General features: G+C 58.9%; 10 protein-coding genes and 1 pseudogene. 1 reads left to right on the top strand and 10 read right to left on the bottom strand.

What is annotated here, in order from left to right:
- Window position 1: 1 nt before the first annotated feature.
- On the top strand, window positions 2-1,687 hold the full coding sequence (locus tag FOY96_RS09940) for an NAD-dependent malic enzyme (protein WP_087822652.1): 1,686 nt from the start codon (window positions 2-4) through the stop codon (window positions 1,685-1,687).
- A gap of 45 nt (window positions 1,688-1,732) precedes the next feature.
- Here the strand turns inward: FOY96_RS09940 and FOY96_RS09935 are convergent, their stop codons facing one another.
- The 10 genes and pseudogenes from FOY96_RS09935 to FOY96_RS09885 all read right to left on the bottom strand — a co-directional run bounded on the left by FOY96_RS09935 (window position 1,733) and on the right by FOY96_RS09885 (window position 11,555).
- The gene (locus tag FOY96_RS09935; RefSeq protein WP_033145666.1) at window positions 1,733-2,734 is read right to left on the bottom strand and encodes a Kdo(2)-lipid IV(A) acyltransferase; all 1,002 of its coding nucleotides are present in this window, start codon (window positions 2,732-2,734) and stop codon (window positions 1,733-1,735) included.
- 193 nt (window positions 2,735-2,927) lie between these two features.
- Window positions 2,928-3,158 carry a tautomerase PptA gene (gene pptA / locus FOY96_RS09930; RefSeq protein ID WP_143346942.1) on the bottom strand — a complete coding sequence of 77 codons (231 nt, stop codon included), beginning with the start codon at window positions 3,156-3,158 and terminating at the stop codon, window positions 2,928-2,930.
- 37 nt (window positions 3,159-3,195) lie between these two features.
- Window positions 3,196-3,813, bottom strand: a complete 618-nt coding sequence (locus FOY96_RS09925) for a glutathione S-transferase family protein (protein WP_143346940.1) — start codon at window positions 3,811-3,813, stop codon at window positions 3,196-3,198.
- Window positions 3,814-4,046: 233 nt separating this feature from the next.
- Window positions 4,047-4,934 (bottom strand): ABC transporter substrate-binding protein, encoded by an 888-nt coding sequence (locus tag FOY96_RS09920; protein ID WP_143346938.1) that lies wholly within the window; start codon window positions 4,932-4,934, stop codon window positions 4,047-4,049.
- A gap of 9 nt (window positions 4,935-4,943) precedes the next feature.
- On the bottom strand, window positions 4,944-5,717 hold the full coding sequence (locus FOY96_RS09915) for an amino acid ABC transporter ATP-binding protein (protein ID WP_033145669.1): 774 nt from the start codon (window positions 5,715-5,717) through the stop codon (window positions 4,944-4,946).
- Window positions 5,701-6,627 (bottom strand): amino acid ABC transporter permease, encoded by a 927-nt coding sequence (locus FOY96_RS09910; protein WP_033145670.1) that lies wholly within the window; start codon window positions 6,625-6,627, stop codon window positions 5,701-5,703. Before FOY96_RS09910 ends, FOY96_RS09915 begins: the two co-directional genes overlap by 17 nt.
- Before the next feature lie 9 nt (window positions 6,628-6,636).
- Window positions 6,637-7,146 carry a GNAT family N-acetyltransferase gene (locus tag FOY96_RS09905; RefSeq protein ID WP_143346936.1) on the bottom strand — a complete coding sequence of 170 codons (510 nt, stop codon included), beginning with the start codon at window positions 7,144-7,146 and terminating at the stop codon, window positions 6,637-6,639.
- A 9-nt stretch (window positions 7,147-7,155) separates the two neighbouring features.
- Window positions 7,156-9,419: pseudogene (locus tag FOY96_RS23110) on the bottom strand (NtaA/DmoA family FMN-dependent monooxygenase).
- Between the two features lie 16 nt (window positions 9,420-9,435).
- Window positions 9,436-10,557 (bottom strand): amidohydrolase, encoded by a 1,122-nt coding sequence (locus FOY96_RS09890; protein ID WP_143346934.1) that lies wholly within the window; start codon window positions 10,555-10,557, stop codon window positions 9,436-9,438.
- Window positions 10,554-11,555, bottom strand: coding sequence for an LLM class flavin-dependent oxidoreductase (locus FOY96_RS09885; protein WP_032656861.1), 1,002 nt, complete (start codon window positions 11,553-11,555; stop codon window positions 10,554-10,556). The genes FOY96_RS09890 and FOY96_RS09885 overlap by 4 nt, the downstream gene beginning before the upstream one ends.
- Window positions 11,556-11,610 lie beyond the last annotated feature (55 nt).

The following is an 11,610-nucleotide window of genomic DNA, read 5'->3' as shown; positions in this document are numbered from 1 at the left end:
CATGTCCCGGAAAGAAGTTCTGTACACCCCCTATAACGGGGCCGTATTGCTGGAAAATCCGTTGCTAAATAAAGGACTCGCATTTATTAAAGAAGAGCGTGACAATTTTAATCTGCATGGGTTATTGCCGCACAACGTTGAAACCATTGAAGAACAAACCGAGCGCGCCTGGGTGCAGTTCTGCCATTTTAAAAGCGATATTTCACGTCATGTTTACCTGCGAAATATTCAGGACACCAATGAAACGCTCTTTTATAACCTCCTGCGTTCGCATCTCAAAGAGACGTTACCGATTATCTATACCCCGACGGTCGGTGAAGCCTGCGAGCATTTCTCCACGATTTATCGACGCGCGCGCGGCCTGTTTATTTCATGGCCGAATCGCCATCGTATTGATGAGATGCTGCAAAGCTTTTCGCGCAACGACGTTCGCGTGATTGTGGTGACGGACGGGGAACGTATTTTAGGGCTTGGCGATCAGGGCATCGGCGGAATGGGTATCCCAATTGGTAAGCTGTCGCTGTATACCGCCTGCGGAGGGATCCATCCGGCCTCTACCCTGCCGATTATGCTGGATGTCGGCACCAATAATCAGCAGCACCTCGACGACCCGATGTACATGGGCTGGCGCCACCCGCGCATCAGCGACGACCAGTACGCTGAGTTTATGGATATGTTTGTCAGCACCGTTAAAGCGCGCTGGCCCAATGTGCTCCTGCAATTTGAGGACTTTGCGCAGAAAAACGCCACCAGGCTGCTTCAGCGCTACCGCGACCAGCTGTGCTGCTTCAATGATGATATCCAGGGCACGGCCGCCGTGACCGCCGGTACGCTGATGGCGGCGGCCCATGCCGCGGGCACGCGCATTCGCGACCAGCGCGTGGTCTTCCTGGGCAGCGGCTCTGCCGGATGCGGGATAGCTGAAAAAATTGTGGCGCTGATGGTGGATGACGGCCTGACCGAGCCGGAAGCGCGCAGCCGGATCTTTATGGTCGATCGCTTCGGCCTGCTGACCGACGACATGACCAACCTGCTCGATTTCCAGAAAAACCTGCTTACCGCGCGCGACGCCGTATGCAGCTGGCAGGTTGACGCGAAGAACATTTCCCTGCTGGACGTGGTGAAGAACGCGCATCCCACGGTGATGATCGGCGTTTCGGGCCAGCCGGGGCTGTTCAGCGAAGAGATTGTCAAAGAGATGCATCGCCACTGTCCGCGCCCGATCATCATGCCGCTCTCGAACCCGACCTCGCGGGCGGAAGCCCAGCCGCAGGATCTTATCGCCTGGACCCAGGGTGCCGCGCTGGTGGCCACCGGCAGCCCGTTCGCCCCGGTATTCTGGGAGAATGAACACTACGAGATCGCCCAGTGTAACAACGCCTATATTTTCCCGGGCCTGGGGCTGGGCGTACTGGCCTGCAACGCGCGCCGGGTGACGGAAGAGATGCTGATGGCAGCAAGCCGCAGCCTGGCCGCGCAGTCTCCGCTGGTCACCACGGAAAAAGGCGGATTGCTGCCGCCGGTAGATCAGATTGAAACGGTTTCACGCCAGATTGCCGTTGCCGTCGCCCGGGCCGCGATTGAACAGGGCGTGGCTCCGGCGATAGATGATGAGACGCTGATGGCGCGTATTGAGAAGACCTGGTGGCAGGCGGACTATGCGCCGTACCGCAGGTCTGCGCTGTAAGCCTCGATCCTGCCCTCACTGCACGGTGAGGGCTGGATTGCTGCCTTAATGCTGGACGCCCGACCGTTCGGAAAGATCGGCGGCAGACAGGATATCAGCCTTTGGTGCCACGCTCTTGCGGCGGGCATACCGGTCAGGCTGACCTTCAGGACGCGTTTTGAAGCGCCGGTGCAGCCACATATACTGTTCTGGCGCCATCCGTACCGCCTGCTCAATCGCCCTGTTCATCTGCGTCGCAACAGATTCTTTATCGCCCCCCTGCAGCGACTCGCTGATATCCTCCAGAATAATCAGTTCGTAGCCTGTACCGTCCGCCCGGCGGCGCGGCACAAAGGGAATGACGGCAGGCTTAGCGCTTTTGACCAGCATATAGCTTCCAGCGGTCGTGGCGGCATCCGCAACCGCAAAGAACGGCACAAAGACGCTATTGGTTTTGCCATAGTCATGGTCCGGGGCGTACCACAAAATTTCATTCTGCTTCAGCGAGCGGATCATGCCCTTTAAATCATGACGATCGAGCATGGTTTTATTGGAGCGCAGGCGCCCGCGCGTCTGAAGCCAGTCCAGCAGCGCGTTATTATTCGGACGATACACCCCAATGCCGGGGTTGAGCATGCCAAAGATCCGCGCGCCCAGCTCAAGGGTGAGAAAATGCATGCCAACGAGCACCACGCCATTTCCCTTTGCCCGCGCCTTTTCCATGTGCTCATAACCCGTCACGGTAAAGCATTTCTTCACCCGCCACGCAGGCCAGAACCATGCCATCCCGGTTTCGATTACCCCCATTCCTACCGATTCAAAATTACGCTGCAGCAGTGACTCTCGCTCCGCCTTTTTCATCTCCGGAAAACAGAGTTCCAGGTTGCGGCGGGCAATCTCAACGCGGCGCGGAAGCAGGCGCATCGCCAGCCGTCCAAGACTGTGGCCGATTCGGAACAGCAGCGGATAAGGTAGCAGCATGATGAGCCACAGCGCGGCGATGCCGGCCCAGCTTAGCCAGTAACGAGGGTGAAGAAAGGCGAGTGAAAAACGGGGTAATTTTGTCATGAGAAAATTATCCTTTAGCGTGTCTGTCCTTAACTGATTCTGTTTGAGATCTTTCCTAAGGATGTATGAAATGTCAGTCAGAAACGTAAAGTGTAACGGATAAGATAAAACGCATTTTTATCGATTTTTGCGAAAAAGCGGGAAGACGAGACGGGAAAAACCGGGGAGGAGAGTTCCCCCCCGGCAATTGCGCTTACATTGAATAGCCTGGCTTTTTGATTAATTCGTCCAGCTTCGGTCCTATTTCGGTATCCCAGACCTGCTCTTTCCAGTCCTCCTGGTTCACCTGATTCAACGCAACGGACACCGAGCTGTCTTTGCTGTTGAAATGGCGAATAATGACCTCAGCAATATCCTCGGCCAGTGCGGTTTTTTGTTCGTCGTTCAAATCGCGGGGAAAACATTTGATATCTACGTGTGGCATATGCAGGCTTCCAGTTGTGAGTCAGGGCTCCACGTTATCAGATAATACCGTTGGCCTTTAACACCTTGTGCAGTTCCGGCAGCTGACATACGGTATCTGCGATGGCCGTCAGTTTCGGCGTATTGGCCGCAAACCAGTCATGGCGTGGCCCCCAGGTTCGCGCCACCGCGATATAAACATCCAGCAGCGTCAGCCGTTCACCCAGCGCAAACGGGGCGGCCTTGAGCTGAGTTTCGAACCACAAATAGAGGGACTTCCGGTATTCGATGCAGTTTTTCTGCAGCTGTTCAGGCGCATCCTGCGCCCAGCGTTCGGGATAGTCCGCATACGTAAACGTGGGATAGACGTTGGCCACAAACCAGATCAGCAAGCGCTGAAACTGCTGGCGTTCGGCCTGCCCCACGGGCGGCGCAAGATCGGGACATCTGTCGAGCACCATCAGGGCGATTGCCGCCGTTTCGGTCATGATGGCGCCATTTTCCAGCTCCAGCGTGGGTACCTGACACAGCGGGTTGAGCTTTTGCAGCAGCTCACGCTGCGGGCCGGGCTGGTCAAACCCGTCCACGTTGATAAATTGATAAGGGATATCAGCCAGGGTTAGCATCACTTCACCGATTGCCGAGCCCCAGCCGGGTACGCCATAGAGTTTAATCATGTTGCCTCCGCAGGGATGAAAACCCTAAGTGTATACCCGTCATACTTCAAGTTGCAGGTGCGTTGGCTGCACTCACTCACCCCAGTCACGTACTTGTGTACGCTCCCGGGGATTCGTTCCCTTGCCGCGTTACTCGGCCTGTAGCCTCGCCCCTTCGGGGCCAGCGCAAGCGCTGTTCAAAACGGCAAGCCGTTTTGTCCTGCAACTCGAATTATTTTGGGTATAGAGCACCATTAGTAGGTTATCCCAGGCGGGTTGACCTCCGACTGCGCCACCGCTTCGCCCTGCTCGCCCCAGCGCGCCAGCACCTTCTGGTAATCTCCGCGCTTAATCGCGCCGTCCAGCGCGGCCTGCAGCGCGTACACCAGCTCATTGCCCTTTTTGGTGGTGGTGGCGACATAGGCTTTTTTCGGCCCTAAACCGACCACGCGGGTTTTACCCGTGAGCGCCGCTTTGTAGGCTGAAACCGACTGAGGGCCAAAGAACACATCCGCCCTGCCGGACTGAATATAGAGATTGCCCGAGGCATCGTCGTGGAGATAGACCGGCAGCGCAGGCGCCCGCCCTGCCTTTTTGTTCTCTTCGTTCCAGCCCAGCAGAATGCGCTCCTGATTGGTACCAGAGCCGACGATCACCTTTTTCCCGGCCAGATCTTCCGCGCTTTTGATTGACTGGATCTCGCTGGTGGATTTCACCGAAAACGCCAGCGAATCGACGCGGTAGGTCGCAAAATCAAATTTCTCTTTACGCTGTTCGGTCACCGCAATGTTCACCAGCGCCACGTCGTAGCGCCCGGAGGCGATCCCGAGCGGCCAGTCTTCCCACGCCGTCGGCACCAGCTTCAGCTTTAGCCCCAGGCTGCCCGCCAGCAGGCGGGCGATATCCGGGTCGCTGCCAATGCGCGTGCGGTTATCGCTGGCCAGCAGCGCCAGCGGCGGAGAATTCAGCGCCGAAACGGCGACCGTCAGCGTACCCGGCTCAACGAATTTGTAATTGGCGGGGATCTTCCCCACGGCCTGACGATCCACCGTCACCGGCAGCGGCTGCTCGTTGGCTTTCAAATCAATGCTGGCGTGGCTCGCCGCCGTGAAGACCAGCCCCGCCAGAAGTCCATATTTCATTGGCACTCCTTACAAGACTTTGGAGAGAAACTGGCGCGTTCGCGCATGTGACGGACGGTTTAATACCTCGTCACTGCTTCCCTGCTCGACGATTTTTCCGTCGACCATAAACACCACCTGATCCGCCACTTCACGGGCAAAGCCGATCTCGTGGGTCACTACCACCAGCGTGGTGCCGGACCGGGCCAGCTTTTTGATCACGTCTAACACTTCCCCCACCAGCTCCGGGTCCAGCGCCGAGGTGGGCTCATCAAACAGCATCACGCGGGGACGCAGCGCCAGCGCGCGGGCAATGGCAATACGCTGCTGCTGCCCGCCGGAGAGATGACGAGACCAGGCATCGGCTTTATCCCGCAGCCCGACCACGTCCAGCAGGCTGTACGCCCTTTCCACCGCCTCCTTTTTGCTGAGCTTTTTATGCGCGATGGGCGCCTCAATCAGGTTTTCCAGCACCGTGAGGTGCGGAAAGAGATTGAAGTTCTGAAACACGTAGCCCACGTTGACGCGCTGCTTGAGGATCTCCTTCTCCTTCAGCTCATACAGCCTGTCGCCCTCACGGCGATAGCCGATGTAGTCTCCGTCGATCTGAATAAAACCTTCATCGACGCGCTCCAGGTGATTAATGGTGCGCAGCAGCGTCGATTTACCGGAGCCGGACGGCCCGAGGATCACCGTCACGGACCCGGGCGGGATCTCAAGCGAAACGTTGTCGAGCGCCTTATGGCGACCGAAATACTTGCTGACGCCGGTAATCGAAATATGTCCTTCAGGAGAGGCTTGCATGGACGGGCTCCTGTGCTGGCGTGGTGGTGACAGAACGGGTGCGACGAGCGGCACGGTTCTGGTTAACGGCAGAGCGGCGTTCGCTGCGGGCAAGCGCGCGCTCGACGCCATACTGGATAGCGGACAGGACGGTGGTGATCGCCAGATACCATGCGGCACCGACCATCAGCAGCGGGATCACCTCCTGCGTGCGGTTGTAGATCATCTGGATGGTATAGAACAGCTCCGGCATCGCCAGGACGTACACCATCGCCGTGCCCTTGGCGAGGCTGATGATTTCATTGAACCCCGACGGCAGAATGGTGCGCAGCGCCTGAGGCAAAATGATGCGCACCGTGCGTCGCCAGGCCGGCAGACCGAGCGCGGCGGCGGCCTCATACTGGCCGTGATCGACCCCGAGGAATCCGCCGCGAACGATCTCGGCGGTATAGGCGCTTTGCACCAGGGTGAGCCCCACCACGGCGGTAGAAAACTGACCCAGCACGTTGATGGTTTCAAAGCTGCCCCAGGTGATGCCGGTGAACGGCACGCCGAGCGAAAGCGTGTCGTAGAGATAGGAGAAGTTGTAGAGAATGATCAGCACCACGATCAGCGGCAGCGACCGAAACAGCCAGATGTAGGCCCACGCCAGGCTGCTCAGCAGCCAGGATGAAGAGAGTCTCGCCAGCGCCAGCATGCCCCCAAGCACCACGCTCAGCGCGGTGCCGATCAGCGTCAGCAGCAGGGTCTGCCCGACACCTTCGAGGATCACCGGGTCAAAGAACCAGCGGGCAAACACCGTCCACTCCCAGCGCGGGTTAAAGGCCACGGACTGAATCACGACCGCCAGGACAAACAGCGCCACCGCGGCGCCGACGGCCCGCAGCGGATAACGCGCCGGGACCACCTTAATGGTTTCAACGTTGCTCATCGTCGTTCCTCATGCGGTTTTACTGAACGCTTCGCGTACCAGCGTTTTGGTGAAGCGCAGCCGACCGTCAAACGGCGGCTGGCTGTACTCTTCCGGATCGCGGTTCAGATCGAACTGCGCCTGATAGCCCTGGCTGAGATAGAGCCGTACCGCTTCCGGCTGGCGAAATCCGGTTGTCAGGTATATTTGGCTGTACCCTGCCAGCACCGCCCTGCGCTCAAGCTCCTGCACCACGCGCCCGGCAAGCCCCTGCTGACGCAGGGTTTTGTCCGTCCAGATGCGTTTGATTTCTGCGGTGCGTTCGTCGAAAGGTTTGTACGCGCCGGTGGCGATAATCTTCCCGTCGCGCTCCAGTATGATAAACAGCCCCTGCGGCGCTAAATACCACTCTGTAAGCTCAACTTCCGCGTCTTTGGAGAAGTAGTCCCCGTAGCGGGCGGCATATTCACCGAACAGCCCTTCGATAATGGGCTGAAGCTCGGCGTCTTCCGGTGAAACATCACGAAATCGTTCGCTCATCACGCCTCCTTAATCGCCCAGGCCAGCCGGGTTCACTTCTGACTGAGGAATACGCTCAACGCCTTCCCCCCAGCGGTTCAGCACTTTGTCGTAGTCGCCGTTTTTGATCACGCCGTTCAGCGCGGTTTGCACCGGCTCAACCAGCCCGCTGCCTTTCTTCAGCGTAACCGCAATGTGCGCCGCCTTCGGCCAGCCGCCGTCGACGCTACCCACCAGTTTGGTTTTCCCGTTCAGCGCCGCTTTCCAGGCGCCAATCACGTTCGGACCAAAGTAGGCATCCGCGCGCCCGGACTGCAGGGCCAGCGTTTGTGCCGCATCGTCTTTGGTGTAGATCGGGGTAAAGGGCTTCAGGCCCTTCTTCAGGTTTTCGGCATTCCAGGCCAGGAGGATGGCCTCCTGGTTGGTGCCGGAGCCGACGATAATCCGCAGCCCGGCGATGTCCTCAGCCTTTTGCAACGACTTGATCGGGCTGGTTGATTTCACGTAGAACCCGAGGGAATCTTTGCGGTAGGTGGCAAAGTCAAACTTCTCTTTACGCTCTTTGGTGACGGTGATGTTGCTGATAGCGGCATCATATTTCCCGGAAGCCACGCCCAGCGGCCAGTCTTCCCAGGAGGTTGGCACCACGTTTAGCTCCAGCCCGAGGCTGTCAGCGACCAGACGGGCGACGTCAACCTCGCTTCCCAGCAGCGTTTTGTTGTCGTCGGAAAACACCGTCAGCGGTGGTTGATTGAGGCCCGCCACCGCCACGGTAAATTTCCCCGGCACGGCAAAGCGATAATCTTTCGGCAGCTGTGCCACCGCCTCGCTGTTTTTGACGGTATTAACCGGCGTTTTATTGGCCTCGATGCTCACGCCGGTGCCGTTAATATTCACATTCTCTGCCCAGACGGCAGGGGTAAAGGCCAGCGCGAGCGCCAGAATAAGCGTTGTTTTCTGCATAGCGGGGTTCTCTTTTATTGTTGTGTGTATTGGTTTTTAGGTTCGTCTAAGCCGAGGCTTTCGCGCAGCGTGGTGCCCGGGTAGTCGGTACGGAACAGGCCGCGCGCCTGTAAAACGGGCACTACCTGGTCAACAAAGCGCGGGAAGGTGTCCGGCGTACCGCCCTGAATGATGAAGCCGTCTGCGGCATAGCCTTCAAACCAGGCCTGCAGGCCGTCGGCCACCTCTTCCGGCGTACCGGAAAAGCGCGGTCGCGGCGAGGCGGCTTCCAGCGCCACCTGACGCAGGGTTAAGCTGCGCTCGCGGGCGTTACGCTTAATTTCATCAGTGGTGCTGCGGAAGCTGTTTTTGCCTAAGTCGCCGATATCCGGGAACGGCTCGTCGAGCGGGTACTGGCTGAAATCGTGATGTTCGAAATAGCGTCCGAGGTAGTTGAGGGCATCGTTAATCGACACCAGCGCCGCCGTGGTTTGATACTGGTTTTCCACGTCATCGGCGTCTTTACCCACAATCACGCTGACGCCCTGGAAAATATGTAAATCTGACGCGCGGCGTCCGTTACTTTCCAGCTGCTGCTTCACGTCGCGATAAAAGGCTTTTGCCTCATCGAGGGTCTCGTGATGGGTAAAAATGGCGTCGGCATGTTTCGCCGCCAGCTTTTTCCCGTCGTCCGACGCGCCCGCCTGAAAGACAATCGGCCGCCCCTGCGGCGTTCGACCAATATTCAGCGGCCCGGCGACCTGGAAGAAATCACCGTGGTGGTCCAGGGTATGCAATTTTGCCGGGTCAAAAAACTGACCGCTCTCTTTGTTGCGCACAAAGGCATCGCCTTCCCAGGAATCCCATAGCCCTTTCACCACGTCGAGATATTCATCCGCAATGCGATAGCGCAGCGCGTGCTCGGGATGTTTTTCACGGGAAAAGTTCTTCGCTGACCCTTCCAGCGGCGAAGTCACCACGTTCCAGCCCGCGCGTCCGTTGCTGAGGTGGTCGAGGCTGGCGAACTGGCGCGCCGTAGTGAAAGGCTCGCTGTAGGAGGTGGATAAGGTTCCTACCAGCCCCAGGCGCGAGGTGATGCTGGCGAGAGCGGATAACACCGTCAGCGGTTCAAAGCGGTTTAAAAAATGCGGGATCGATTTCTCGTTGATATAGAGACCGTCGGCAACGAATAAAAAATCAAGTTTGCCCTCCTCCGCCTTTAACGCCGTCGCTTTGACGAAATCAAAATTGATGCTGGCATCGGCGACGGCCTCAGGGTGACGCCAGGCGGACATATTTCCCGATGCACCATGCAAAATGGTCCCGAGCCGCAGTTGACGATGTGCAGACATATTCACCTCTCCAGAATTAAACGTGTTGCAGGGCTTTTTCCGCAAGCTGTGCAAAATAGCGGGCAGCGGGCTCAATTAATGCCTCATCCGGGTTGAATGCCGGATGATGTAAACCATACGGGCTGTTGCTGCCGATGCTGACAAACGCCCCCGGGATCTGCTGCAGATAGACCGCGAAATCTTCCCCGCCCATATGCAGCTCGGCGTGCCGGGTTTCGTAGCCTGCTTCTCTGGCGACCGAGGTGGCGAAATCGGCCCAGCGCTCGTCGTTCACCAGCGCGGTGGGCCCGGCATACCAGGTGATATCAATCTGCGCGCTAAAGGCGCTGGCAAACCCGGCGGCGATTTCGCCCACGCGGGCTTTCACGTTCTGCTGCACTTCCGTGCGGTGGGTGCGCAGCGTGCCTTCCAGCTCGACGCTTTCCGGCAGCACGTTCCAGGTGTTACCGCCTGCAATGCGCGTCACGCTCAGCACCACCGAATCCAGCGTATTGACGTTGCGGCTGGCGACGCTTTGCAGCGCCGTCACCAGCTGGCTCGCCAGCACGATGGCGTCATTACCTTCGTGCGGACGTGCGGCGTGCGCACCCTTACCGGTAATGCGGATCACGAAGCGATCGACGTTGGCATAAAACGGCCCGCCTCGGGTAGCGAACTCACCGACCGGCAGGCCGGGCTCGTTATGCATGCCGAAGATGGCGCTGACGTCGCGCAGGGCGCCGGCCTGCACCATGCTCTTCGCACCGCCAAAGTTCTCTTCGGCAGGCTGAAACAGGATCCGCACCCGGCCGTTAAGCGAGGCTTCCCGCTCTTTCAGCTTTAACGCGGCGCCGAGGATCACGCTGGTGTGGATATCGTGTCCGCAGGCATGCATTACGCCTGCACGCTGGGAGCTAAACGGCACGCCGCTGCGCTCTTCAATCGGCAGGGCATCAATATCTGCGCGCAGCGCAATCAGTTTGTTGCCCGAGCCGATTTCCGCCACCAGCCCGGTCGACAGGTCGTAAGGCTGCGGGGTGATCCCGGCATTCGTCAGCCACTGGCGCAGACGCGTTGTGGTTTCCACTTCCTGGCCGGAGAGCTCCGGGTTCTGGTGCAGCTCGCGACGCCAGGCAATCAGCTGTTCGCCAAAGCTCATACGGTGACCTCCTTGTTAAGACGCGCCTCGGCAAGCAGGCGCAGCGACGCGACGCGCGTTGCCCCCTCCGCTACCGGCGTGTCGATGATAAATTCGTCAATGCCCCACTTTTCATGCAGGGCGTTAAGCTGTTCGAGCACCGACTCAGCCGTACCCGCCAGCAGCGACTGCGCCCGACGTGCAATGCGCACCGGCTCGCTGCCCGCCTGGCGCGCAAAGGCGTAGGCCTGCTCTTCGCTGGCCACGGTGACTCGCTGGCCGTTTGCCAGCTCAACGCCCCACACTTCGACCTTCTGCGCCAGGGCTTCCGCCTCTGCCTGCGTCGGCGCGACAATCGCCTGTACCGCCACAATTACGTCCCGCGCGCTGTTCTTACGCCAGGTCGAGACCACCTCGCGCAGCAGGTCCGGGTCACCGTTCAGATGCGCGGCAAACACAAAGTGCCAGCCGAGCCCGGCGGCCAGCAGCGCGCTATCGATACTCGCGCCCAGCAGGAAACCCTCTGCAGGCAGCGGCGGCAGCGGCGTGGCGCGAACGGCCTCTTCATGAGACTGATGCTCAGGACGGATCCAGCGATCGAGCTGGGCCAGCTGTTCGGCGAAGCTGCCCTTTTCCTCTTGATTCAGCCCCTGCTGCAGCGCGCGGGTTGAGAGCGGCAGCCCGCCGGGGGCTTTTCCGACGCCGAGATCCACGCGGCCGGGCGCCAGCGCGGCCAGCACGTTAAAATTCTCGGCGACTTTATAAGGGCTGTAGTGCTGGAGCATCACGCCGCCGGATCCGACGCGGATGCGCGTTGTCTGCCCGAGGATCCAGGCAATCAGCAGCTCCGGCGAGGGGCTGGCAAGGTGGGGAGTGTTGTGGTGTTCGGCAATCCAGAAGCGGTGATAGCCCAGATTTTCTGCCTGCTGCGCCAGCGCCAGGGTACGCGCCAGTGCATCGGCAGCCGTTTCGTTTTCAGCGATGGGGCTTTTATCCAGAATGCTGATTCGCCATGACATGTTGCGTTCTCGTTTGACTTAACATGTCGACATTATTAAAGGCGCATTTCACCAC

The sequence above is a fragment of the Enterobacter asburiae genome (assembly GCF_007035645.1).
Lineage (GTDB): Bacteria > Pseudomonadota > Gammaproteobacteria > Enterobacterales > Enterobacteriaceae > Enterobacter > Enterobacter asburiae_B.
This window is presented reverse-complemented; position numbering and strand designations above follow the sequence as displayed.

Excerpts from the sequence above, each read along its gene's own strand:
- FOY96_RS09910 (WP_033145670.1), bottom strand. The coding sequence starts at position 6,627 with ATGAGCAACGTTGAAACCATTAAGGTGGTCCCGGCGCGTTATCCGCTG.
- pptA (WP_143346942.1), bottom strand. The coding sequence starts at position 3,158 with ATGCCACACGTAGATATCAAATGTTTTCCCCGCGATTTGAACGACGAA.
- FOY96_RS09935 (WP_033145666.1), bottom strand. The coding sequence starts at position 2,734 with ATGACAAAATTACCCCGTTTTTCACTCGCCTTTCTTCACCCTCGTTAC.
- FOY96_RS09905 (WP_143346936.1), bottom strand. The coding sequence starts at position 7,146 with ATGAGCGAACGATTTCGTGATGTTTCACCGGAAGACGCCGAGCTTCAG.
- FOY96_RS09885 (WP_032656861.1), bottom strand. The coding sequence starts at position 11,555 with ATGTCATGGCGAATCAGCATTCTGGATAAAAGCCCCATCGCTGAAAAC.
- FOY96_RS09925 (WP_143346940.1), bottom strand. The coding sequence starts at position 3,813 with ATGATTAAACTCTATGGCGTACCCGGCTGGGGCTCGGCAATCGGTGAA.
- FOY96_RS09940 (WP_087822652.1), top strand. The coding sequence starts at position 2 with ATGTCCCGGAAAGAAGTTCTGTACACCCCCTATAACGGGGCCGTATTG.
- FOY96_RS09920 (WP_143346938.1), bottom strand. The coding sequence starts at position 4,934 with ATGAAATATGGACTTCTGGCGGGGCTGGTCTTCACGGCGGCGAGCCAC.
- FOY96_RS09890 (WP_143346934.1), bottom strand. The coding sequence starts at position 10,557 with ATGAGCTTTGGCGAACAGCTGATTGCCTGGCGTCGCGAGCTGCACCAG.
- FOY96_RS09915 (WP_033145669.1), bottom strand. The coding sequence starts at position 5,717 with ATGCAAGCCTCTCCTGAAGGACATATTTCGATTACCGGCGTCAGCAAG.